We start from the raw sequence: 23781 nt of genomic DNA on the forward strand, positions 1-23781 counted from the left end.
GGTCATAAGCCAATCACTTCCGAAGGCAAAAAGCGCCTTCTGTCAGCGCTCGTCTTATGCTTGTCGGGGCTGACCAGGGCGCTTCCGCTTTTCTCTGATGTCTAGCTCCAGCGCCCAGCCCCGACACACAGGACGTGCTAGTGCCGGCGCCGCCACAGGACGTGGCGACCTAAGCCGGCCTCGAGGTCATAAGCCAAATCACTTCCGAAGGCAAAAAGCGCCTTCTGTCAGCGCTTGTCTTATGCTTGTCGGAGGGCCACAGGATGTGGCTCAGGAGGGCGTTGCCACAGGACGTGGCGAACTAAGCCCTTCTTCCTTTACCCGGGGCCCTTCCGCTTTTCCTTATTCAGAAAAAAGGGAAGAACTGTGAAGCGGCTGAGTCTTCGCCTTTGGATCCATGTAAGCTTTAGCATTGTTGACAGCTGTTGGTGCTTCACCGAAACCAGTAGCAATAAGCTTAACCTTGCCGTCATATGTGCAGATATCGCCTGCTGCATAAATGCCAGGAACGTTTGTCTCCATTTTAGAGTTAACTATGATTGAGTTTTTCTCAATATCAAGTCCCCATTCCTTGATCGGGCCAAGGGAGGAAACGAAGCCGTAATTGACAATAACTGCATCTACATCGATGACTTCCTGCTCTTCGCTATTAGCACCCTTTATCACAACCTGGTTTATTTGGTTTTCGTCCCCAATAAACTCAGCAGGAATAAAAGGAGTCTTTATTTCAACTTTACTGTTCTGTAAATTTTCCACACTGTGTTCATGCGCACGGAATTTATCCCGGCGGTGCACAATCGTAACTTTTTCTGCGATTGGCTCAAGCATTAGCGCCCAGTCAACAGCTGAATCGCCGCCGCCAAAAACTACAACCTTTTGGCCGGCAAATTGATTCAAGTCATCGATAAAATAATGAAGGTTTTTGCCTTCATATTTTGCACCTTCTTTAAGCTCGATGCGGCGTGGCTGGAAAGCACCGTTCCCTGCAGTAATGATAACTGTCTTGGAATAATGCACTTCTTTATCGGTTGTAAGCTTGAAATTACCATCTTCCTGCTTTTCAAGCTTCTCAACTGATTGCTCCAGAGCAACTGCTGGCTCGAATTTAGCCATTTGGTCTTTTAAATTATTAACAAGCTCCTGTGCTCGCACCTTTGGAAATCCGGCAACATCATATATATACTTTTCCGGGTAAAGGGCAGAAAGCTGGCCGCCTAACTGCGGAAGACTTTCAATAATCTTAACTGATGCTTGTCTCATACCGCCGTAAAAGGCTGTAAATAGTCCGGCTGGACCGCCGCCTATTATCGTAATATCATATAATTTTTGATCCTCGTTCACTATACAAATCCCCCCATCGATAGTAACAATCCAATGTACATTTTAACATAAATTAAACCGGAAAGAGATGTATTCTACTTTAATGGAAGAATTTTTAGAATAAAAAATCATTTTTAAACGACTTCGTGTGCGTTTTTACATTAACAAGCATCCGACCTTCCTTAATTATAGGGCTTTGCTATTCAGACTATCCTGGCAATCCGTTTGCCAATAGGGTATTTCTTAGTTATTTTGACTAAAAATGCAGAAGTGAACCTTGACCTTTTCCATTTTTACAGTATTAAAATACTATTTGTTACTTGAAAAAGTATACGATTTCGCATAATATTTATTTAGACCTTATACTGTTACTTTTCTTTGACAAAATTAGTACATTTTTTTGAATGAGTTCGTGAAGTACATCACAAACTTTTGTTTTTATTTTATAATTTTTTTAACATGCGGTGAAATGATAAGAAATAAGCTTAACATCTCCAGAAAAATTCTGTAAAGGTGGTTCGGATACCATTGAGAACTAAGAAAATTGTGATCCTGGGTGCAGGATACGGCGGACTGATGACAGCTACTCGTTTACAAAAAGCTATTGGGGTAAATGAAGCCGAAATCGTTCTTGTTAATAAAAACGATTATCACTATGAAACAACTTGGCTGCATGAGGCATCAGCGGGAACTTTGCATCATGATCGGGTGCGCTATGATATCCGTTCGGTTATTGATAGCCATAAAGTCGGTTTTATTCAGGATTCAGTTGTTGAAGTTAAAACATCTGAACAGATGGTTATTTTGGAAAACGGGGAAATTTCCTATGATTATTTAGTTATCGCTCTTGGAGGAGAATCGGAGACATTCGGTATCAAAGGTTTAAAGGAGTATGCCTTCTCCATTTCCAATGTAAATTCTGCGCGCCAAATCCGCGGGCATATTGAATATCAATTTGCAACTTACCAAACGGAAGCGGAAAAGAAAGACGAAAGATTGACGATTGTAGTTGGGGGAGCAGGTTTTACAGGAATTGAATTCCTTGGTGAATTGGCTAACCGGATTCCAGAGCTTTGCAAGGAATTTGATGTTGATTTCCAAAAAGTACGTGTTATCTGTGTAGAAGCTGCTCCAACAGCATTGCCTGGCTTCGATCCTGAACTGGTTGCTTATGCCGTTTCACACTTGGAGAAAAAGGGTGTTGAGTTCAAAATCGGCACAGCGATCAAGGAATGCACCCCTGAGGGAATTATCGTAGCAAAAGGTGAAGACGAAACAGAAGAAATCAAAGCTGGCACGGTCGTTTGGGCTGCTGGTGTACGCGGCAACTCTGTAATCGAAAAGTCTGGAATCGAGGCCATGCGCGGACGTGTGAAGGTTCAGCCGGATCTGCGTGCTCCTGGCCATGATAATATTTTCGTAATCGGTGACTCTTCCCTTGTTATCAATGAAGAGATTAACCGCCCTTATCCTCCAACTGCTCAAATTGCTATGCAGCAGGGGGAAGTCGTTGCTAAGAATCTTGTGTCTCTTATCCGAAACGACCAAAACCTGGAGTCATTCAAGCCGGATATTAAAGGTACTGTATGTTCACTGGGTGAAGATGATGCAATTGGTGTTGTTTATGGCAAGAAACTTGTTGGCACAAAAGCATCCTTTATGAAGAAAATGATCGATAACCGCGCACTTCTTATGATTGGCGGCCCTTCATTAGTTTTGAAAAAAGGAAAGTTTAAATTTTTGTAAGCATAGCTATAAAGAAAAGGCTGTCCAAGGAAAATTTCCTGGACAGCCTTTTTAGTTGTGGAAACTCATTTAGATAAAAAGTTTAAATTTTCTGAAATTATTTAAAAAAGAGAGAAATGAAGAGGAAATTTAGTATGTATACGCTTTCTTGAGTCTTTTTCGCCTAAATTGAAGGTTTTCAAAATAAGAATTTATTGATATATTATCAGAAAATTTAATTAATTTTATACTTACCGGAGGGGTGGCTAATATGATGAAAGTGACGGGTAAAGCTCTTGAATGTTTATATTGTTCTGGAAAAGGGTATTTTCAGCTATTGCTTGGAGGTTCTGAAACTTGTTCTTGCTGTGGAGGCAGTGGTAAGAAGGAAGAAAAATAAGGGGATCATAACTGAGTTTTGATCAAAATTACCCTGTTAAATAGATGATTGACGGGTCTTTCCTGATTAAGTACACTAGAATTAGTGCTTCTAGGGAGGGTCTTTAGAAAAATGCCAATGTCTTTACCAGTTTTGATTATTTCTGTAGTCTTATTTTTTGTCTTATTTTTCGGGATCGGATTTTTGCTGAACATGCTATTTCGATCTTCTTGGATTATGGTTGTGATTTTTCCGTTAGTTGCTCTGTTCATTGTTAATAATAAAAAATTAATAGAGTATTTCAGAAGCCCGGCAGATTCATTTGGCCAGCTGGGGGGAAAGCTGTCTGCCCTGGCTCCTGCGGATATTATTATTCTGACAAGCGGATTAGCCGGCGCCATCCTTGCAGGAGTAGTTATTAAAACTCTCAGAAACAAAGGATATAGAATGTTTTAACATACGCCATAACTTCAAAACTCTGTCACTCTGATGGGGTTTTTTTGTTTGCCTTCGTTCTATTGAACAAATATTTTCACTCTTTATGAATATTCTTTCTTTTTTTGGGAAAGTAATATGACAGAGAGGAGTGAAAGATTTTTAATGAATATTATGAAAAACTTAATCAAAAGGGCCATAATTGCCCTCCTATTAGTTTTTGCAGTTCAATCCACCTTCTGCCATGTGACTGGGGTTTCGGCACAGGCGCCGATGAATGGGGAGGAATTTCGTTCACACTTCATTTCTGACCAGAATACAAGGGCGATAGGACTTGGTTATAAGTATTTGAATGGCACCGTGCCAGCAAAGACAGAAATATCTTCTTCTGAACCGATAACCGCTCCCAAAACGATTGAGGAAGCAGTGGATTTTACAAAGTATCCCACTAAAGAAGTAGTAGCTACCGGTTATACAGCAGGATTTGAATCGACCGGCAAGAATCCAGATAATCCATCGTATGGGATCACATATTCTGGCGTAAAGGTAAAAAGAGATTTATTTTCCACGGTGGCAGCTGATTTACATGTTTTCCCGATTGGGACAATCCTCTATATTCCAGGGTATGGCTATGGAGTAGTCGCAGATAAGGGCGGGGCCATCAAAGGAAACGAGCTGGATCTTTATTATAATACGGTTGATGAGGTATTTGAGAATTGGGGCAAGAAAACGCTAGAAGTTTACGTGGTCAAAGAGGGAAATGGGAAATTAACTGAAAATGAACTGACTGAGTTGAATGAGGATAAAGAATTGCAGGTATTCCGCCAGCAGTTTAAAGGAAAATTAAAGAAATAAGATAGTGCAGTACATACATATAATAACAGTATTTTAAAGAAGTACATATACCATACAGTAACGGCACTGCAGCAAATACAGGCCAAAAAGAAGTTTTTTAATGGAACAGCCCGTACACCAAAAAAGTGTACGGGCTGTTCTGTTTGATAAATCTTTATAGGCTAAGAACTAGTCTATTTTTAAGTATTAGGATGATTTTCAAGGACTACTAGTAAGCTAATATCTTAGACCTTAATACAAATTATATGGCGATTTTCGGCTTATCCGGAAAACAAAGGAGTGGCTGAATTCCCCTAATGCTGAAACAATAAGAAATGAAGCAGCAGCGTCAAAATAATTCCTGTGAGGCCTCCGAAGAATACTTCAACTGGTTTGTGGCCAAGCAACTCCTTCAGCTCTCTTTGTTTTTGCTTTTCTTCCTTCTTCTGCCACTTTTTCGCCTCAGCAACGAATGTATTAAAATCTGCAACAAGCTTATTCAAAACTGCAGCTTGCTCTCCTGCCTGCCTTCTGACACCAGTCGCGTCAAACATCGTTATAATCGCAAAGACCGTTGCTACTGCAAAAACGGTGGAGTTGAAGCCTGACTCCAGGGCTACTCCGGTTGCCAGTGCAGTTACAGCAGCTGAATGAGAGCTGGGCATGCCGCCAGTGGAGTGGATAAGTGACCAGTCCAATTTTCGGATAGCGATGTACTGAATAGGGACTTTCACAAACTGAGCGAAAAAAATGGCTGTTAATGAAGCAATTAGGGGAAAGTTAAACCATAATTCCATGGAGGGGCCACCTTTCTTGTAAAATAAAAACACAGTATGATTATTTCAATACGCACAGATGTCTAGCCCCAGCACCCGTCAACTTTTTTTAATTAAGCCCCGGCGCATTATAGCCGGCGTAGTAAAAGGATATCCGCTGTACGGGTGTATGTGACAGCAAGGAAAGTTAATTGTCTTCGTCTTAAAGATTATTATGCCTTTCAAATTCTCTGCAGCGCTTTTCTATATAATCATTATGTCTCAATCTTGTTTTTTAGATAATATTTTTCTTAAAAAGTTGCTATATTAAAGCTCATTGCTGATTGCCACTATGTTGATTGGAGCGATCTCCTGGAATGGAAAACAACATCCAAGTTTTTCAGAGTCTAAAAGCTAAAAAGATGATATAAGATTAGAAAAAATCTCTGTTACCATGTTATTAAACCAAATGAAGGGTAGTTAAACATAAAAAAAGGATGTGAGGAAATGGAAGAGTACCCAATAGAGTATTACACATTCTTTATTTCCTTCAACGAAGGTGATTATTACACCTGCCACGATTTGCTTGAGGAGATGTGGATGACAGACAAGGGCAATTTATTTTTAAAAGGTCTGCTGCAGCTTAGTGTGGCAATATACCATTATGAATATGGGAATGTAAAAGGAGCAAGGGCGATGCTGGAGGCTGCACGCCGCTATTTGACCCCATACAGCCCTGTGCACTGGGGCCTGCAGCTGGAACCAGTGCTTTCTTATATTGAATATGCTCAAATTCTTCTTCCTTCGTTAGATCAAGTGCCTTTTAATGAAATCGGCACGCTTCCAAAGCTTCCGAGTATTTATTTAAATATCGAAGTTTAAAAAAGAATAGTCAGTCTGTTATAATATAAGTAAGGAATGCAGAAGGAGGAATTTTATTGTTCACTGTAACAGGTCAATTAAACTTTGATGAAAAACATGAATATGTACTGTCGGGTGTATTTGAAAAAGGCGGCAGGCTGGAAGGCTTTGCAGCAGAGGCGGATGAGATACTTGGCGGCCAGTTAACTGAGCTATTAAAGGATGGAGAAATTTCATCAAAGAAAAAGATGGTTCACAAGATACATACTTTAGGACAAATGGGACCTAAGAGACTTATTTTTTTAGGCCTTGGAAAAGAAAAGCAATTAACGTTTGACACTTTGCGAGAAGCGTTTGGCAAGGTGTTTAAGAGTCTCCAGGATTCAAAAGCAGTTTCCGTAACGGTAATGCTGAATTCCTTTGTTACAGAGTCGGTTGAGGCTACTGACGCAGCTCATGCATTAGCTGAGGCATTTTCCCTGGCAACCTACAAATTTGAGGGTTATAAGCAAAAATCGAATGAAACAGAAAAAAATATAGAATCAATTACAGTAGTAAGCAATATTGAAAGTGAAGAAATTAAGGCTTCCTTGACGGTCGGGTATATTCATGGCCGCGGCACAAATTCCGCGCGTACGCTGGTTAACCTTCCCGGGAATATGTTAACTGCTTCAGACATGGCTTCATATGCTTCTGAGCTTGCTGACCGGTACGGTTTTGAAGCGGAAATTCTTGTGAAAGAGGATATGCTGGAGCTTGGTATGGGAGCACTCCTTGCAGTAAATCAAGGATCTCATGAGGAGCCAAGAATGATCGTACTTAAGTATCAGGGCAAGGATGAGTGGAAAGACGTTATCGGGCTTGTAGGAAAAGGCGTGACATTTGATACCGGAGGCTATTCTATAAAGCCGAAGGATGGAATTGTCGGGATGAAAACTGATATGGGCGGAGCAGCAGCGGTTCTTGGCGCAATGGAAATTATCGGTGAATTAAGGCCTGAACAAAATGTGGTTGCCGTAATCCCTTCTACCGACAATATGGTAAGCGGAACTGCATTCAAGCCGGATGACGTTATTACTTCTATGAGCGGAAAGACTATTGAAGTGCTGAATACAGATGCTGAAGGCCGTCTGGTGCTGGCAGACGCTGTGACATATGCTAAGCATCATGGAGCTGAATATCTAGTCGATGTAGCTACGCTGACAGGTGGAGTTGTCATCGCCCTGGGCACAGAAATGACAGGGGCAATGACCAATAATGAAGCTCTTTTCGAACAGGTTCTTGAAGCTTCATATGAAGCAGGTGAACCCGTGTGGCGCCTTCCGATTACGGAGAAGGATAAGGAGCGGGTTCGGAACAGCCCGATTGCTGATTTGAACAACTCCCCTGGCCGGGAAGGCCATGCTATTATGGGCGGTGCATTCATTGGAGAATTCGCTGAAAATACTCCTTGGGTCCATTTGGATATAGCAGGAACAGCAGATACAAAAAAAGCGTCTGACTTAGGTCCAGCAGGAGCTACAGGTGCAATGACACGTACACTAGCCCTGCTGGTTGAACGGTTTCAAATAGATCAAAATTAATTTTGTTCTCCTGTCTCAAGGGTAGGCTGCCTACCCATACAATTATTTGCATTTCCGCATATAAAATAGGGAGGCAAATATAATGACAGGAGGATTCCTAATGAACAATTATCAGAGACAATATTACGGAGGCTATGGCCGAAATCCATTTTTGTTTGCCAGTCCATTTGTTGGAGGATTGCTTGGAGGGCTGCTCACTACAGCTGTCTTAGCACCAAGGCCTTACTATCAACCATATTACTACCCTCCATATTACTACCCTTACCCTTACGGTTACTATTATTGATTATAGTTTAATCGGCTGCATGCCAAGACACCTCTGCCTAAAAAGCAGAGGTGTCTTTATAGGATGAACCCTTATTTAACCAATATTTATCTTTATCTAAAACTTATTGTCTGGGTGGTGCTTGTTCTTCAACCGGTTAAGCAATTCCTTTAAACAAGAGATTAAGAGCTTTTCCATTTGAGGAAAACCCTAATATGGCTAATTTCATTGTTGTTCTCATCTCCAGCGAAATCTAATATAATTCCATCAGGATTGAAGTGGAATTTAGGTACTTTGCGGACTCCTGTTAAACGGATCATCTCATTAACCTGGCTTGTTTTTGAAGCTTGAGCGGCACTCATCAGTTTTTCGGGAAATTCCTTAGAATGAACAATCGCATTGGTAATTCTCTGAACATCATTCAGTAAAACATTTGCTGACTGAGCAGATTTTATTAAAAAAGCAGCACTTACAGGAGGAAATTGGCGATAGAAAGGGAAACCATATACATGGTGGTATCCAGGATAAAGGGACGTATGGCCGGGGAAGCGGTTATTGTTGAAAGAATATAGGTGTCGAGGATAATTCAAATGTTTCACATCCTTTTTGTTTTTAAAAAAGTATGTATCAGGGTATAGGAATTATGTTACAAAAATTAGGGGAAAGGCTATTGAGGGATGGAGGAGGTGTAGATATGGAATGGGAATCATTTTTACATATCCTTGGGCAGTATGGGTATCCCGGCCTGTTTATTTACCTATGGGTCGGCATCTTTATTATTCCAATCCCAAATGAAGTCATAATAATGTCTGTATCTATAGCAGCTGAGCAAGGCCTCCTAAATCCGGGATTTGCCTTTATAACTGCTTATGCAGGTATTTTGTTTGCGATTACCTCCATCTATTTCATGGGGAGGTTTACGGGAGCCCATTTAATGGGTTATTTTAACCGAAAAAAAAAATTCAAAAGACTCATTTATCGGTCCAAGAGACTTCTGAATAAATATCATGCCTTCTCGCTCTCGATCAGTTATTTTATCCCCGGTATGCGTTTATTCCTGCCATTTATTTACGGATTCAGCAAGCTTTCTTTTCTTACCTTTGCCCTTTTTTCCTATACAGGAGCCCTTGTTTGGCTCAGCCTGACTTTTTTCCTTGGATATCAACTAGGTGATGAATTTGACAGAATCTTAATGTACGAGAAAGAAGCTTTACTTGTCTTGCTTGTACTTTCTGCTCTTTATGTCTTTTTTCAGCTGTACAAAAGAGCTGGAATTCGGGGGAAGGATGCAGTTAAAGAAACAGGCAAGCATTCATTGAAACAGGAAAAGCGGGCTTAGCAGGCCCTAAGGGGGATTATATTGAAGATGAAGAATACATTAATGGAAGCGCTAGGCATAGAAATTATGGAGTTGGAAAAGGGGCTGGTAACCGCAAAAATGCCTGTAGATGAAAGGACGCTCAGCCGTTTGGCTTGCTTCATGGAAGTGCTTCGGTAGCGTTGGCTGAGACTGTTTCCAGCATGGGCGGTTATGAACTAGTTAATAAAGAAAAGGAAGCAGTTGTAGGTGTTGAGATCAACGCCAATCATGTCCCCGGGAAGAAAGACGGCTATGTTTTTGCCGAAGCAAAAGTTCTTCACCATGGCAGAAAAACGATGGTATGGGATATCCAAATCAGGGACGAACAAGGGAAGCTCATTTCTGTTTCCAAATGCACGCTTTCGGTCTTACAAATTAAATAAAGGAAGGAAAGGAAAACTTTATTTGAAAGAGTCATCTAAAGGTGGATGGCTCTTTTCGTTTCAAGATTAGTAAGTATAACTTTTTTAACGAGTACAGATGTCTAGCTCCAGCGCCCAGCCCCGACGCACAGGATAAGGAACGCTACGGCAGCGATACATCGCACGAAACAAAGCGTCAGCTTTGTGGAGGACTTGCTAGTGCCGGCGACGCCAAAGGACGAAGGTTGTAACATGGTTTTAGTTACAACACTGGTGATCTTAGCCGTTCTTTCTCTGACCAGGGTGCCTGCGCTTTTGTTAATTAGAACTCAGCATCTAGTTCAAACAGACTTTTTAGGTGATTTTGCCTTATTGCATTTGGGGTTAGCTTTAGCACCTGATTTCTTAGGGAACAAAGCAGGGGGATATCGATTTGAGCAACCTTTCCAAGAGCCCAGGATTCCTGCACAACTTTTCTTGTCCTATGGAGCCTTTGTTTCTCATACTCCATGAAGGCAATTTCATTCGAATTTGATTTTTTATAATATGGACATGGGTCAGATATTCCCCTCCAGCAGGTATAGCCTGCATAACGGAGCTGTTTATGTGGAAGAAGCTTTCGTCTAACCGCTGAAAAAATCCCGTCGCTGCCAATCATATAGTCGGTTTCTTCGCTCGTCCCATCCTCAAAATGCATAATTGCATTTTCACTGTTATGAGAAAAGTCAACCAGCTTCCTACTATAAATTATTGTATCGGGATGTAAAGCTGAGGCAAGTATCTCGGAAAGCTGGGAACGAAGTATAAAAGTGTAATTGGGTAATTGTGATTCCTGATAATTCAGGCTGGTTAAAACTTTTCCGGCTTCCGAAAAGACCGTACAATCATCCTGGGCAAATCCAGAAGCTTGGACAGATTCTTTCAGGCCAAGAAACTCTAGAGATTTCAGGGCATTTGCACTGATTACGATCCCAGCCCCCGCTGTAATTGTTTCGGGATTTCTTTCAAATACCCTGACTTTAATTCCTCTTTGCTGCAATGCTACGGCCGTACACAGGCCGCCAATTCCTCCGCCGATTATCGAAATGTGCTCCTTCACAACGTGTCCCCCCTTATGCAGGCAATTAATTATAGTAATTAGTTCGATATAGTACCTTCCCGGCTGGCGTTTTTATCTGAAATAGACTTTCTTTCGATCTGAAAATTTAATATTTATGGTAAAAATATGTGCATATCTACTTCTACTATACTCGTTTTGCAAAGTCCAAAAAGTGAAATGTTCATGAATTTTACTTTCTAAAATAAGCATAAGTTAATTTATATTTTGTAACACTTTACAGATCTCCTGCAGGCAGTTTGAAGGGAATGACAAAAGAAAAACTGCCAGCCCGTAGGCCAGCAGCTAAAATAAATATAAAACTATAACCCATAAACAGTTTTTACTTTTCGATTTGGCGCTGTGAATTTTTGCCTTTTAAATCATCCTGAACGCTTTTCTCCCACAGTGCTACTCCGTTATTATAGGCGGCCCTGCTTATCAAATGTCCGGCAACTGGGGCGGTCATAAAGATGAATACAATGCCTAAGATAACTCGGGAGTTAAAGTGCCCATGTTCGGCCCAAAAGTAAAGGAAAGCTCCTAGCAGGATACTCATCACCCCAAGCGTAGCACTTTTGGAGGCAGCATGATTCCTAGTGTAAACATCGGGCAGCCTGATCAGGCCAAATGCGGTAACAAGGCTTAGGAAGGCTCCAAATAAAATCAAGATTGCGGCTATACCTTTAACGATTTCGGTCATGCTCGATTATTTCCCCTTTCTCTATAAATTTTGAGAAGGCTACTGTACCGATAAAGGCTAATATTCCAACGAGCAGGATAACTTCCAGAAAGGCACTTGTATCAAGGAGAATCGAAATAAGGGCTACAATTGCTACTAAATTGATTCCCATCGCATCCAGGGCGATAACACGATCCGCTGTTGAAGGTCCTTTGATTACCCGGTAAATAAGGCCGAACATGGAGAGCGAAATACAAAGTAGACTAATTCGCACGATCATCTCGAACATCAGCGGCTCACCTCCAGGATCGCATTTTCAAAACTATCTTTAATACCTTGAATCACATCTTCTGCATCCTCTATATCCATGGCGTGAATATAGAGAGTTTTATTATCATCCGAAACATCAACAACCAGAGTGCCGGGGGTAAGCGTGATTAAATTCGCCAGAACTGTTATTTCCCAATCCTTCTCCAGGACGGTCTGCATGGCGAAGATTCCGGGCCGAATATCTAATTTTGGCTTTAATACAACTTTTAAAACAGCGATATTCGATAAAAACAGTTCCCTGTGAAAGATCACGATGAGCCTGATAATCGCATAAACCCGAAATAAATAAAATCTGCCGCTAAAGTAGTTCCTGAAGGCAAATAAAATTAAAAGGCCTAGAAAATAGCCGACAAAGAAAGCCGAACTAGAGTAGGAGGTCTTCAGGAACATCCACGTATAAGCGAGAATAACGTTTAACAAAATCTGAAAAGCCATTATCCCTCCTCCTTTAGCACTGCATCAATATAAATTTGCGGGTCAAGAAGGGGTTCTGTTCCCTGGATGATAAAAGGATATACAAATTCGGTTCCAATACCATACAAAATTGAAACAGCAACCAATAATATAGCAGGAGTTAAAAGTTTTGTTACATGGATGTGAGAAGGCGGGGAGTAAGTTTTTTCTTTTCCCCAGAACCCGTAAATGAAAATCCGTATGATTGAATATAAAACCAGCAAACTGGAAACTAGAACAACTGCCATTCCGATAAAAGCTCCTTTTTCTGCGGCTCCCTGCAAGATTAGCAGCTTTCCTGCAAATCCGCTAAATGGGGGAATACCGGCAAGCGAAATGGCTGCCAGAAAAAAGGTCCAGCCAAGTACAGGATATATTCTAATTAGCCCGCCCATCTCCCGCAAGCTGCTGGTTCCGGTTATCTTCATCATGATGCCGACGAGGAGAAATAGCGCTGCTTTAATAATCATATCGTGGATTAAATAGAACAGGGAACCGGACAAACCATCCTGATTCATCAAAGAAATTCCAAATGCAATGACACCTACTGCAATGACGATATTGTAAATAATGATTTTTTTAATATCCCAGTAAGCGATAGCCCCTATCACTCCAACTATAATAGTGAGAATCGCCAGGATTGCCAGCAGCTCATGTGTATAGCCCTGCTTATGAGGAAACATAAGTGTATAAGTCCTCAGGATGGAATAAATGCCCACCTTGGTTAGCAACGCCCCAAATAAGGCGAGAACCGGTATCGGAGCAGCATAATACGAACCTGGCAGCCAATAAAACAGCGGAAAGATGGCTCCTTTTAATCCAAAAACGACAAGGAACAGCACGGCAATAACAGTGAGGATCCCTGGCTGGCCCGCTTCACTGATCCTTCTTCCAATGTCCGCCATGTTTAGTGTGCCGACAATAGAATATAAATAGGCAACGGTGATTACGAACAATGCTGAAGAAATCACATTGACCAATATATATTTTAAAGATTCCTGCAGCTGCGCTTTCGTGCCGCCTAATACCAAAAGCACATAGGATGCCATCAGCATTACTTCGAAAAATACAAACAAGTTGAAGATATCACCTGTCAGAAAGGCTCCATTTACCCCAACCAATAAAAATTGAAAAATGGAATAGAAATAAAACTTTTCCCGCTCCTGGCCGATTCCGCGGAAGGAGTACAGCAATACAGCAGTCCCTACCAGGCTTGTCGTAAGCACCAAAAGGGCCGCTAGCATGTCAGCGACGATGACAATTCCAAAGGGTGCTTTCCAGCTGCCTACTTGAAGGGCCTGAATGCCAGTTTTAGATATGTATTGTACCAAAAATAATGCTGCTGCAACTCCGCACAAGGAAGATAAGAGTGAAATTCCTTTTTGAATCCCCGTTTTTTTAGCAAAGAATATCAAAACTACACCTGTTATTAGAGGCAGTAGAACAGGCAGGAAGACAATATTATTCATTAGCTTCGTTTCCTCTCAAATGATCCATGTTGTCTGTCCCCAATTCCTGGTATGTTCTATAGGCAAGAACCAGGAATAAGGAAGTAACCCCAAAACTGATAACGATCGCTGTAAGGATCAAAGCCTGAGGCAATGGATCAACATATGATTCAGCATGTTCTCCAAGCAATGGAACTGCGCCTCTTTTTAAACCGCCCATCGTCAATATGAGCAGATGTGCCCCATGGCTTAATAAGCCTGTTCCGATGATTATCCGCAAAATACTTTTTGAAAGCATAAGATATGTAGCACAGGTAAATAAGATTCCAATAACAATGGCCATTAGTATTTCCATTATTCACTCTCCCCTATCGTCTGAATAATGGTCATCGTGACGCCAATAACCACCAGATAAACTCCTAAATCAAATAAGACAGCTGTATGCAATGTTGTTTTTCCAAGAACAGGAAAATTAAAATCACTGAAGGCGTGCGTCATAAGAGGAGCATCAAACAGCCATGACCCGGCAACGGTTGATACGGATATCAGCAATCCGCAAGCGATCATTATTTTGTAATCGATCGGCAGCAGGCCGGCTACCGTTTTTAAATCATAAGCCAGCAGCAGCAGCACTACCGCGCAGGATGTCATCAATCCGCCAACAAAGCCGCCACCGGGTGAATAATGCCCTCCCAAAAATATCGAAATGGAAAACAGGATGATTACGAAGGCAGCAACCTTGGTTACGGTTTGAAGGATTAAATCATTTGTTTTCATCCGCTTCCTCCCCCCTTGTCATACGAAGCTTAATCAACGAATAAATGCCGATTGCTGCTATTCCCAGCACCGTGATTTCAAACATTGTATCCAATCCGCGGAAGTCCACCAGGATGACATTGACAACATTTTTTCCGCCAGCTTCCTCGTAGGCATTCTCAATATAGTAACTTGCAATAGAATCAAACAGTTTATTGCTGTGGGCTGAAAGGGCAATTAATGCCACAATTGTACCCACGCCTATCGAAACCAAAGCATTGTTAAACTTAAACCTCAGCCGCTCTTCTTTTAGGTTCATTTTCGGCAAGTGATAGAAACACAGCAGGAATAACGCTACTGATATGGTTTCAATAATCAGCTGGGTTAACGCAAGATCGGGTGCCCGGAAAAAAACATAAAATAATGACACCGTATAGCCCACTGCCCCAAGCAGGATTATTGAGGTTAACCGGGACTTAACAAACAAAATAAACACTGAGCCAATCGCTATGATAATGGCGAGAATCAGCTCGTACATACGAATTGGAGCAGTATTGCCAAGATTAAGCTTAAACGCATCCAGCCAATACAGCGTAAAGCCCAGTGAAATAATGAAGAACAAAAAGATATAAACCAGATAGCTTCGGATAAAGCCAGTCATGAACAAACGGGTAATCCATCTTGAAGCCTGTTCAGCCAGGTCAACCGATTTATCGTATAAATGATTTAATGACATCGACTCAGGCAATAAAGAATAAACTTTTTTCCATCTGAGAAGCGTTACATAGAGCAGGATGCCAAGCGTAATTACTCCAATTGTCATAAACAGTTCGGGCGTAAATCCATGCCAGAAACCGATGTGAACATGAAATTCCCCATTAAGCAGGGAGGGAACAATGGAAGCTACTGCGGGCTCAATAAGTGTTCCCGACAAAAGGTTAGGGAAGATGCCAAAAATAATGACCAATGAAGCTAGTATAACTGGAGAAATCAGCATGCCCAAAGGAGCTTCATGCGGTGTTCTTTCCAATTTCTCCGGCTGATGCTTTCCTCCAAAAACATTAAATACAACAATCATGCTGTAAACAAAAGTAAAGATGCTTCCGATCCAGGCAAGGACAGGAAACAGGACTCCCCAAGTGTCAAGGTTAAAAATGTCCATGTTCAGAACATTAACCATGCCTGTGAAAAAAATCTCCTTACTTAAAAATCCATTGAACGGAGGAAGCCCTGCCATTGAAAATGCGCCAATGGCCGCGATGGTAAATGTAATCGGCATAAATGCCATCAGTCCGCCAAGCTTTCGGATATCCCTTGAACCGGTCTCATGATCAATTATCCCAACTACCATAAACAAGCTTCCCTTAAAGGTGGCATGATTAATTAAATGGAATACGGCGGCTACAGTGGCAACCATATATACATTTTCACCGATCGAATCATAGTGAAGGGCAGCAGCACCTACTCCCAGCAACGACATTATCAAACCGAGCTGACTGACTGTGGAGAAAGCCAGAATGCCTTTCAAATCGGTTTGCTTTACTGCAGAGAAGGATCCCCAGAAAAGTGTGACAATACCGAAAGAAGCGATCAGCCATAACCATACTCCTGATTCTGCAAATACAGGGCTCATTCTTGCAACAAGATATATCCCCGCTTTAACCATTGTTGCAGAATGCAGATAGGCGCTTACTGGGGTAGGGGCTTCCATCGCATCAGGCAGCCAGATATGAAAAGGGAACTGTGCTGACTTGGTAAAAGCACCAAGAAGGATAAGCAGAAGTGCAGGCAGGAACAAAGCTTGGCCATATAGGGTATCAGCTTGTCCAATTAGTTCGCGAATACTGAAGGTGCCTCCCATGATAAAGAGGAGTACAAAGCCTCCCAGCATCCCTAATCCGCCCAAAACGGTTATGAGCAATGATTTTTGTGCACCGTAGCGGGACCGTTCTCGGTGATGCCAATAGCCAATCAGCAAAAAGGAGGATAGGCTGGTAAACTCCCAAAATGTGTAGAGTACAATCAAATTATCAGATAAAACAACGCCAAGCATTGCGCCCATGAATAAAAGCAGGTAGGTATAAAAACTGCCCAGCTGTTCTTTATCCTTTGATAAATAAAAAATGGAATATAGAATGACAAGGGATCCGATTCCGGTAATCAGCAAAGCAAAAAGCAAGCCCAATCCATCGACATAAACATCGAAGCTTATATCCAGGGAAGGAATCCAGGCAAAACTTTTGGTAATCGTTTCTCCCTTTTGGGTAACAGGCATGAGGCGGAAAAAGTATGTAAAAAGAATAATAGGCAATCCAAGCACAAACCAACCTGTATGTACGCTGCGGATATGCTTATATAAAATTGGAATTGCAATAGCAAGCAGAAAAGGCGAAAAAATAGCCAGGTGCAATAAAGACATGTAATCCCCCCATCATTATTTTTAATAATTAATGCAAAACTATGCCAAAACAAAAAAAGCCATAAAACATTAAAAGTCTTGTAATAGATAACATATACACAGATTCCTTACAAAAAATTATAACGTAATTTTAACTTGCTTGCATTGGTTTGGATTAGAGATTTTTTATATTTTCAGAAAAATATTCTGGGTATGACTTCCTTTTTTTTCAGAAAGACTAAAAAAAGGAAGGTGATCATATGGTCAGGAAAAAAGCAATCGCCTGCAGCGGCATCTTTTTCTTTCTATTCATTGGTGCCTGGATAATAAATGAGGGAAGTAAAAGAGAATATATCAATTTTAATCATAGAGAAGCGCCAGTATCGGTATATGACGTCTCAGATCCGCTGATCAGGCCCGTACAAGAAGGACATCTTGATAAAACAACGCAATGGAACTTCAAACCAAGGGAATATATCCAAATCCGCAAACTGGACAAAGAAATGTGAAGGTGAATATCGCCCAAATGGAGCCTGTCTAAAAATCCGCTGTTTCATCAGTCAGTTTGTCTAAGCTTATTTTTCTGCCCTGAATATACTGCTCATAACTCAAATGAAGGGAGAAAGATAAATGGGTAAAGTATGGTTTCCAAATGGCGGAAAAGGCTACGGAAATGGATATAACGGCGGCAATGGAGGGTCTTCCAGAAGTGATTCTGAAAGCGATTCCCGCTCCGATGTGGACTTTGAAATAGACAACGATACAAGAAGCGACAGTGAAGTTGATAGTGAAAATGATGTAAAAAACTCTACCAGGAACGTCAATGTTGCTAAACTGTCAGACAGCGGCAACGCCAAAATTGAACTGGACATCAATGTAGATTCTGATTCCAGAGCGAGAGTCCGTTCCCGTGCTGAATCTGATTCAGATCAAGAACAGGATCAAGAACAAGATCAAAGATTTGAAGATTAATTTTAAAGCGGAGCATGGGGAAGCCACCCATACTCCGTTTAATTTTTCACTGAAGAAAATGCCACTGGACGAAGGTTGTAATACGGTTTAAGACACTGGCGACCTTAACCGTTCTTTCTCTGTCAGGAAGTTCTGGCGTCGACGTTTGACTCAGGACGGAGGTTGCAACGGCTTTATGTACAACCCTGCCAGATCTTAGTCGGAGTTCCTTTTGTCAGGGAGCCTGCGCTTTTCGATAAATTCCACGTTTGCCCTGGTGTGTTTGTCCATTCTCCTTCCTAAATCATGAATATACTACTCATAACTAAGGAGAAGGGAGAGATTGTAATGGGAATTAATGATTGGTTTTCCCGCGGCGGCAGAAGCCGTTCCGAGTCAGATTCCGATAGCAGGTCTGATGTAGATTTTGATATTGATAACGATGTTAGAAGCGACAGTGATGTTGACAGCGAGAATGATGTCAAAAACTCTACACGCAATACTAATATTGCAAAAATCACTGACAGCGGTAACTCTAAAATAGACCTAAACATCGATGTGGATTCTGATTCAATTGCCAGAGTTCGTTCAAGATCAGACTCTGAATCCGATCAAGATCAGGACCAGGATCAAAGACAGGAATTTGAAGACTAATTATTCTTGGCGGAATCTGGAGGTTCTCCTATTCCGCCTATTCTATAAAGATAGAGAGTGAACATTATGGATAAATTTTTTCGTTCCATGTCATCAAGTGATTCAAATGACAAAAATGAAAATCTGGAAAATACAAAAAACAACTCAGCGATTGGCCACAGCGGTAATTCAAATGTGGATGTGCATGTAAGCGTTGAGGTGGACACCAGGCCGATAGCCTATGCTATGCTTTGTGCATTACTAGCTTCAAACCAGCTATCAAACCAGCAATTTGAGACAGCGGTCAAGAAATGGGAGGATTTATCAGATTCAAAAAAGAAAAAATCAAACGATGATAAATCCGATTCATCATCCAAAGTGAGATTGTTTGGCCAAGCGAGAAGGGAAGCCAGATAATTGGCAGTTATTTGGCTTCCTTTTACATATTTATTTTCAGCCCCTTGACTTAGAGTTGACTCTAAGTCGTACAATTCAGGCATCAGTTAATTCCTAAAAAAGGAGAGATGTCTGTGTTGAACAAGCGTGTGGTCATTAACCGGTATGGAGGGCCCGAGGTCATTGAGATTTTGGAGGAACCGCTGCGCAAGCCAGGAGCTGGAGAAGTCCTCATAAAAGTTGAAAGTGCAGGAGTGGCGATTGCGGATATTATGAGAAGAGAAGGGCTTTACCCCTCCTCCCCAACGCCTCCTTTTACCCCGGGATATGATGCGGTAGGGATCATTGAAGAAGTGGGCCATGATGTAAAACTGTTTTCAAAAGGAGAAAAGGCAGCAGCATTCTTCAATGGCACCGGGGGTTATGCCGCGTACGTATATGCGACAGAGGATCAGCTGTTCAGAGTACCGGAGGGCATTGATTCTCCCAAAGCAGCTGCCGTTATCCTGAATTATGTGACTGCCTATCAGATGCTCCATCGCCTGGCGAAGGTTAAGGAGGGGGAAAGCTTACTGATACAAGGCGCCAGTGGAGGAGTAGGCACTGCCTTGCTTGAGCTTGGCAGTCTCTATAAATTGAAAATGTATGGCACTGCATCCCGGCCCAAGCACAATACCCTCACTAAATACGGTTCGAATGCAATTGATTATAAGAATGAGGACTTTGTTGAGGTGATAAACAAAAACATTCCTTAAGGAATAGATGCGGTTTTCGACCCTATCGGCGGACAGAATTGGAATCGTTCCCTCCAGACCTTAAGCAAAAATGGCAGGTTCGTTGGATATGGATATACAACTATTCTGGAGGAGAAAAACGACCAAAATTGGATTAGAGACTGGACGAGTTTTATAGAAAAAGGTAAAACTGAGAAAGGGAACACTATTTCTTTGTACAGCATTACTGAATTAAAAAGGAACCACCCTGACTGGTTCCAAAAGGATGCCGAGTTTTTGCTTTCACTATTAAAACAACGGAAAATAAATCCTTTGATTTCTCACAGGATTCCATTGGATAAGGCTGGAGCTGCACAAGCACTCCTGTAGCAGTCCGCCGCAGCGGGGAAAATAGTCCTTACCAATTAAGAAAGGCTGTCTGGCAATGTATTCAATAGGTGATGTCTCAAAATTAACGGGAATTACAGCTTATACATTAAGATACTATGAAAAAGTGGGACTGCTTCCAAATCCCAGCCGGCAGGATGGAAAGGAAAATGGCATTCGCCAATATACGGAGGCAGATCTAACCTTCATCCGGTTTATTAACGGCCTAAAGCGAACAGGGATGAAGCTGGAAGATATCGGGAAATTCATGGAAGAGGCTGTCTTGCTGCACGAAAAGTCCGGGATACGGAAATCGAAAATATTTTAAGCAAGCGTATGGAGATACTTGATCAGCATATCATCCAATTGGAACAGCAAATAGTTGAATTAAAGTCAATTAAAGCTATTGCCGCTGAAAAAAAGGCGCTTTATGCTAAAATGCTGCAGCAAGCAACAGAAACCTCTTAAATATAACCAAACAGCCTGCTCCATTATTTTAGGAGCAGGCTGTTTAATTTGGAAAAAGTGGAGTGATCGGAAAGATAATAGGGAATTTGTTGTAGGAAGGAGGAAAGTTTTGCATAATGGGAGAGTACCATTTTGAAAGAAGAGGATTATAATGAAAAATACATATTTAACTGGTTATTTTCCGTTGATTGCCATCGTGCTTTTCAGTTTATCCTTTGCGATATATATGGAATTGCAGGCTGTCGTTTTACTCAAAAATGTCGGGATCTATAATGGCATGCTTGAATTTGTACCGGACGCAGGCATAAAACTGTCCCTGCTTCTTGTTTTGTTTATATTGTTTTTCATGTTGTTTGCCGCCTTAAAACTGATATCAGATACTGCGCTTGAACTGTCTCTGCTTTTCTTTTCAAAAGAATCGGAGGGAGAGGGGCTCAAAAGCATCCGGCTTGGATCCGTCATATACTTCATTGGGGGGGCCTTTTCACTTTTGAGCATTCATTTTTTACCAGGCATTATCGGAATCTTTCTTGCTTCAACGATTATCGCATTTATATACTTTGTGTATAAAATCCAGTCTAGCCTCTCAATCGCTGGACTGATTGGACTAATCTTTTTTCATACCTTCATTTGGTCTGCTTTATTTTTCACAGTCGTTTTTGCTTTCCTAAAGCTGTATAACAGCATAATGGCCAGTTTGCCTGTGTAAAAAGGAGGCTTTACGGGGAGGGCTGCTAATTGCTGTATTCGGAGATTAAAAGAAAGTTCACAGTCGTAGTTATAGAATTATGCTTCTAGGAGATTTGTAGGCTGGGGATTCAGTGCGGGTTGGCGAGGTAACGGTTCCCGCTATAGGTTAAAGTGGAGCGAGCTATTTTCCTTTCTTTGAGGGGGTATATCTTGGCCTGTTTTTTAAAAACAGTCAAAAATGCTCTTTAAAGTGGCAAATTACTGGCTAAAAGTTAGCCTTTTTTATGCTAAAGTGCCAATTTATGCTATGGAGGGCATTTTCGTTTAAATTTAAGTAAATATCGTCAACATTGGACTGAGTTATTATTAACTTTTTCAACAATTTGCGATGCAAGGTTGCTTTATACCTCCCTAGGGTATCTGGTCGGATGGGGTGAATCATCCACTTTTTCCAAATTATCGTACAACTCTTGATTTTTATCGTTCACTTTTCGATTTTTATCTATCATCTTTTGCAAAAAATCAATTTTTCGACAAATTTCGTCACCCCGGGGATTCCCGACAATTATATTAAATCTGAAAAAAGGCCGGGCTGGCAGCAACAAAATGTTGCTGCCAGCCCGGCTTTCAAATAATCAATTCACCTGCTCCATAACTTCCTTCCAAATTGCAAGGTGGGGCGTAGAGGATTGAATGTTCAGCATGCTAGCAGGATGGTCCTTTCCAATCCAGACGCCTGCTGTGTAATCCTCAGTGAGGCCCACGAACCAAAGATCTTTCACATCATTTGTTGTACCTGTTTTTCCGCCGGTATAGCCTCCTGGAAGATACGCTTTCCGTGCAGTACCGCTGGTCACCGTTTCATGCAGCAGGTCTTTCATTTTCTTTGCTGTTGGTTCCGACCAGACTTGTACAGGCGAATCCTGCCACTTATATAGCACGTTCCCTTGCTTATCCAGAACCTGGGTGATGGCACGTGCAGGCTGATAGTAGCCATTGTGAAAAGAGGAGTAGGCATTTGTCAGCTCGAGCGTACTTACCCCATCAGTCAGCCCGCCGAGAGCAGCGGAAAGGACATGGTCTTTTTCGTATACCTTCTTAAAATGAAAAGCTGCCAGCTTTTGAAAGCTTTCTTCTATACCTGTTTCCTGCAGAAGCCTGACAGCAGGTGTGTTATAGGAATGGGCAAAGGCTCGCCGGATGGAAACCATTCCGTAGCTTCCGCCGGAATAATTTTTGGGGCAATAACCATTTTCACAAAAGGAGGCTGCACTGATTTTACGATCAATATCGGCATTCGTCGCTTCCAGGTAAGGACCATAAACGAGAAGAGGCTTGAATGCAGATCCCGGCTGCCTATAGCTCTGGAAAGCTCTGTTAAAAGATTTTAATTTATAATCTTTTCCCCCAATCAAAGAGACAAGCTGGTGCGTATTATGCTGTAAAACCACAATGGCACCCTGCACTGGAACTGTATTCAGCCGGCGTTCCAATGTCTGCTCTGCCGTTTCCTGCAAGCTGGTATCAAGTGCTGTTTGGACAACCACTCCGGACTGCTTCAATTGTTTAATCTTTTCTGCAAGCCTTTGCTTTGCCTGCTGCCTGGTTGCTTTCCCTGGACTGGACAAGTCCTTATTCAGACCTTCCGATTGGGCAACCAGCTCTTCCAGTTCAGATTCAACGTACGTAACATAATCGGGGTATTTGTCCTCACGCCTACTTACATGTAAAACTACAGTTTCTTTAATGATTTGCTTATACTCTTCAGCCGATATTTTGCCGTGATCGGCAAGCTGCTTGAGAATTCGTTCCTGGCGCAGCTTAGTGTCGGAGTAATGGGTCAGCGGGTCATATTTCGCCGGATTGTTCGGAATGGCAGCTATAAAGGCAAGCTCAGCCTTGGTCAGGTCTTTCGTTTCCTTGCTAAAGTAGAAGCGGGAAGCCGCTTCAATCCCGTATCGTCCATTTTGAAAGAAAATCTCATTCACATAAAGTTCAAGAATCTGCTTTTTGGATAGCTTTCGTTCAAGCTGGTAGGAATACAGTACCTCTGATAGCTTCCTGTTATACGATTTTTCGTGGGTCAGATAAAGATTGCGGGCAAGCTGCTGGGTTATGGTACTTCCGCCCTGCTCAATAGAATTATTCTGAGAATTGGCGAGAAGTGCTCTGCTGACGGCACTGGCATCAATCCCGGCATGCTGATAAAATTGCCGATCTTCTATCGTTACGAAAATATCCTTAAGGAAAGCAGGTATTTTATCATCCGGAAGATAGATTCGTTTTTCATCAGCTGAAATTTCGGAAATGATAGTTCCATCTGCAGCTGTAATAAAACTAGATTCAGGCAGCTTTATTTCCTTAAGAGCAATCTTATTGTCCAAAAATTGGTGGAAGCCTTGAGCATTGGCCCATTCACTATAGCTAAAGAAGACAAGCATCGAGAGCAAAGGAACCAGAAGGAGAATCATCATAAAACCTATAAGAGTTCGCAACAATTA

Annotated in this window: 29 protein-coding genes and 1 pseudogene; 18 read left to right on the forward strand and 12 right to left on the reverse strand. The window is 41.7% G+C overall.

What is annotated here, in order from left to right:
• Positions 1 to 342: 342 nt before the first annotated feature.
• Positions 343 to 1341, reverse strand: coding sequence for an NAD(P)/FAD-dependent oxidoreductase (locus tag CVD28_RS21110; protein ID WP_101596247.1), 999 nt, complete (start codon positions 1339 to 1341; stop codon positions 343 to 345).
• 507 nt (positions 1342 to 1848) lie between these two features.
• On the opposite strand from CVD28_RS21110, the gene CVD28_RS21115 reads away from it, so the two are divergent.
• The 4 genes from CVD28_RS21115 to CVD28_RS21125 all read left to right on the forward strand — a co-directional run bounded on the left by CVD28_RS21115 (position 1849) and on the right by CVD28_RS21125 (position 4714).
• On the forward strand, positions 1849 to 3066 hold the full coding sequence (locus CVD28_RS21115) for an NAD(P)/FAD-dependent oxidoreductase (RefSeq protein ID WP_101596249.1): 1218 nt from the start codon (positions 1849 to 1851) through the stop codon (positions 3064 to 3066).
• A 253-nt stretch (positions 3067 to 3319) separates the two neighbouring features.
• On the forward strand, positions 3320 to 3445 hold the full coding sequence (locus CVD28_RS28285) for a YuiA family protein (RefSeq protein WP_180954264.1): 126 nt from the start codon (positions 3320 to 3322) through the stop codon (positions 3443 to 3445).
• A 111-nt stretch (positions 3446 to 3556) separates the two neighbouring features.
• Complete coding sequence (locus tag CVD28_RS21120; RefSeq protein WP_101596251.1) at positions 3557 to 3880, forward strand: YuiB family protein; 324 nt, start codon at positions 3557 to 3559, stop codon at positions 3878 to 3880.
• Between the two features lie 144 nt (positions 3881 to 4024).
• The gene (locus tag CVD28_RS21125; protein WP_101596253.1) at positions 4025 to 4714 is read left to right on the forward strand and encodes a 3D domain-containing protein; all 690 of its coding nucleotides are present in this window, start codon (positions 4025 to 4027) and stop codon (positions 4712 to 4714) included.
• 293 nt (positions 4715 to 5007) lie between these two features.
• Here CVD28_RS21125 and CVD28_RS21130 read toward each other — a convergent pair whose 3' ends face one another.
• Positions 5008 to 5490, reverse strand: coding sequence for a divergent PAP2 family protein (locus CVD28_RS21130; protein WP_101596255.1), 483 nt, complete (start codon positions 5488 to 5490; stop codon positions 5008 to 5010).
• A 465-nt stretch (positions 5491 to 5955) separates the two neighbouring features.
• On the opposite strand from CVD28_RS21130, the gene CVD28_RS21135 reads away from it, so the two are divergent.
• The 3 genes from CVD28_RS21135 to CVD28_RS21145 all read left to right on the forward strand — a co-directional run bounded on the left by CVD28_RS21135 (position 5956) and on the right by CVD28_RS21145 (position 8178).
• Positions 5956 to 6330 carry a DUF309 domain-containing protein gene (locus CVD28_RS21135; RefSeq protein WP_101596256.1) on the forward strand — a complete coding sequence of 125 codons (375 nt, stop codon included), beginning with the start codon at positions 5956 to 5958 and terminating at the stop codon, positions 6328 to 6330.
• 56 nt (positions 6331 to 6386) lie between these two features.
• On the forward strand, positions 6387 to 7892 hold the full coding sequence (locus CVD28_RS21140) for a leucyl aminopeptidase (protein WP_101596258.1): 1506 nt from the start codon (positions 6387 to 6389) through the stop codon (positions 7890 to 7892).
• Positions 7893 to 7992: 100 nt separating this feature from the next.
• Positions 7993 to 8178, forward strand: a complete 186-nt coding sequence (locus tag CVD28_RS21145; protein ID WP_101596374.1) for a hypothetical protein — start codon at positions 7993 to 7995, stop codon at positions 8176 to 8178.
• 161 nt (positions 8179 to 8339) lie between these two features.
• Here the strand turns inward: CVD28_RS21145 and CVD28_RS21150 are convergent, their stop codons facing one another.
• Positions 8340 to 8747, reverse strand: a complete 408-nt coding sequence (locus CVD28_RS21150) for a hypothetical protein (RefSeq protein WP_101596260.1) — start codon at positions 8745 to 8747, stop codon at positions 8340 to 8342.
• A gap of 104 nt (positions 8748 to 8851) precedes the next feature.
• Between CVD28_RS21150 and CVD28_RS21155 the strand changes: the two genes are divergently transcribed.
• Together CVD28_RS21155 and CVD28_RS21160 are read left to right on the forward strand one after the other, a co-directional pair.
• Complete coding sequence (locus CVD28_RS21155; RefSeq protein ID WP_101596262.1) at positions 8852 to 9496, forward strand: DedA family protein; 645 nt, start codon at positions 8852 to 8854, stop codon at positions 9494 to 9496.
• Between the two features lie 27 nt (positions 9497 to 9523).
• A pseudogene (locus CVD28_RS21160) lies at positions 9524 to 9900 on the forward strand (hotdog fold thioesterase).
• A gap of 301 nt (positions 9901 to 10201) precedes the next feature.
• Here the strand turns inward: CVD28_RS21160 and CVD28_RS21165 are convergent.
• The 8 genes from CVD28_RS21165 to CVD28_RS21200 form a co-directional block, all read right to left on the reverse strand.
• Entirely contained in the window at positions 10202 to 10978 is a 777-nt protein-coding gene (locus CVD28_RS21165; protein WP_180954262.1) for an FAD-dependent oxidoreductase, read from the reverse strand.
• Between the two features lie 340 nt (positions 10979 to 11318).
• Positions 11319 to 11678 carry a monovalent cation/H(+) antiporter subunit G gene (mnhG, locus tag CVD28_RS21170; protein WP_101596266.1) on the reverse strand — a complete coding sequence of 120 codons (360 nt, stop codon included), beginning with the start codon at positions 11676 to 11678 and terminating at the stop codon, positions 11319 to 11321.
• The gene (locus CVD28_RS21175; protein ID WP_101596269.1) at positions 11662 to 11946 is read right to left on the reverse strand and encodes a Na(+)/H(+) antiporter subunit F1; all 285 of its coding nucleotides are present in this window, start codon (positions 11944 to 11946) and stop codon (positions 11662 to 11664) included. The genes mnhG and CVD28_RS21175 overlap by 17 nt, the downstream gene beginning before the upstream one ends.
• Positions 11946 to 12422, reverse strand: a complete 477-nt coding sequence (locus CVD28_RS21180; RefSeq protein ID WP_101596272.1) for a Na+/H+ antiporter subunit E — start codon at positions 12420 to 12422, stop codon at positions 11946 to 11948. The genes CVD28_RS21175 and CVD28_RS21180 overlap by 1 nt, the downstream gene beginning before the upstream one ends.
• The gene (locus tag CVD28_RS21185) at positions 12422 to 13909 is read right to left on the reverse strand and encodes a Na+/H+ antiporter subunit D (protein WP_101596275.1); all 1488 of its coding nucleotides are present in this window, start codon (positions 13907 to 13909) and stop codon (positions 12422 to 12424) included. Before CVD28_RS21185 ends, CVD28_RS21180 begins: the two co-directional genes overlap by 1 nt.
• Positions 13902 to 14243, reverse strand: a complete 342-nt coding sequence (locus CVD28_RS21190) for a Na(+)/H(+) antiporter subunit C (protein WP_101596279.1) — start codon at positions 14241 to 14243, stop codon at positions 13902 to 13904. Before CVD28_RS21190 ends, CVD28_RS21185 begins: the two co-directional genes overlap by 8 nt.
• Complete coding sequence (locus CVD28_RS21195; protein ID WP_101596282.1) at positions 14243 to 14665, reverse strand: Na(+)/H(+) antiporter subunit B; 423 nt, start codon at positions 14663 to 14665, stop codon at positions 14243 to 14245. Before CVD28_RS21195 ends, CVD28_RS21190 begins: the two co-directional genes overlap by 1 nt.
• Positions 14652 to 17063: a Na+/H+ antiporter subunit A gene (locus tag CVD28_RS21200; protein ID WP_101596284.1), complete on the reverse strand. Its 2412-nt coding sequence runs from the start codon at positions 17061 to 17063 to the stop codon at positions 14652 to 14654. Before CVD28_RS21200 ends, CVD28_RS21195 begins: the two co-directional genes overlap by 14 nt.
• A gap of 239 nt (positions 17064 to 17302) precedes the next feature.
• Between CVD28_RS21200 and CVD28_RS21205 the strand changes: the two genes are divergently transcribed.
• The 9 genes from CVD28_RS21205 to CVD28_RS21235 all read left to right on the forward strand — a co-directional run bounded on the left by CVD28_RS21205 (position 17303) and on the right by CVD28_RS21235 (position 21299).
• Positions 17303 to 17551 (forward strand): hypothetical protein, encoded by a 249-nt coding sequence (locus tag CVD28_RS21205; protein WP_101596286.1) that lies wholly within the window; start codon positions 17303 to 17305, stop codon positions 17549 to 17551.
• Positions 17552 to 17672: 121 nt separating this feature from the next.
• Positions 17673 to 18014 carry a hypothetical protein gene (locus CVD28_RS21210; RefSeq protein WP_101596289.1) on the forward strand — a complete coding sequence of 114 codons (342 nt, stop codon included), beginning with the start codon at positions 17673 to 17675 and terminating at the stop codon, positions 18012 to 18014.
• 327 nt (positions 18015 to 18341) lie between these two features.
• Positions 18342 to 18647 (forward strand): hypothetical protein, encoded by a 306-nt coding sequence (locus tag CVD28_RS21215; RefSeq protein WP_101596291.1) that lies wholly within the window; start codon positions 18342 to 18344, stop codon positions 18645 to 18647.
• Positions 18648 to 18713: 66 nt separating this feature from the next.
• Positions 18714 to 19043, forward strand: coding sequence for a hypothetical protein (locus CVD28_RS21220; protein ID WP_142384809.1), 330 nt, complete (start codon positions 18714 to 18716; stop codon positions 19041 to 19043).
• Between the two features lie 113 nt (positions 19044 to 19156).
• Positions 19157 to 19777 carry an alcohol dehydrogenase catalytic domain-containing protein gene (locus CVD28_RS28920; protein WP_257985944.1) on the forward strand — a complete coding sequence of 207 codons (621 nt, stop codon included), beginning with the start codon at positions 19157 to 19159 and terminating at the stop codon, positions 19775 to 19777.
• 3 nt (positions 19778 to 19780) lie between these two features.
• Entirely contained in the window at positions 19781 to 20125 is a 345-nt protein-coding gene (locus tag CVD28_RS28925; protein ID WP_257985948.1) for a zinc-binding dehydrogenase, read from the forward strand.
• A gap of 55 nt (positions 20126 to 20180) precedes the next feature.
• The gene (locus tag CVD28_RS21230) at positions 20181 to 20450 is read left to right on the forward strand and encodes a MerR family transcriptional regulator (RefSeq protein WP_101596296.1); all 270 of its coding nucleotides are present in this window, start codon (positions 20181 to 20183) and stop codon (positions 20448 to 20450) included.
• Between the two features lie 8 nt (positions 20451 to 20458).
• The gene (locus CVD28_RS28930; protein ID WP_257985945.1) at positions 20459 to 20590 is read left to right on the forward strand and encodes a hypothetical protein; all 132 of its coding nucleotides are present in this window, start codon (positions 20459 to 20461) and stop codon (positions 20588 to 20590) included.
• Between the two features lie 151 nt (positions 20591 to 20741).
• Positions 20742 to 21299 (forward strand): DUF5366 family protein, encoded by a 558-nt coding sequence (locus tag CVD28_RS21235; RefSeq protein ID WP_101596298.1) that lies wholly within the window; start codon positions 20742 to 20744, stop codon positions 21297 to 21299.
• A 616-nt stretch (positions 21300 to 21915) separates the two neighbouring features.
• Here the strand turns inward: CVD28_RS21235 and CVD28_RS21240 are convergent.
• Positions 21916 to 23775, reverse strand: coding sequence for a transglycosylase domain-containing protein (locus CVD28_RS21240; protein ID WP_101596301.1), 1860 nt, complete (start codon positions 23773 to 23775; stop codon positions 21916 to 21918).
• Between the last annotated feature and the right edge of the window lie 6 nt (positions 23776 to 23781).

Source organism: Bacillus sp. M6-12 (assembly GCF_002860285.1).
In the GTDB taxonomy this organism is placed as follows: Bacteria; Bacillota; Bacilli; order Bacillales; family DSM-1321; genus Peribacillus.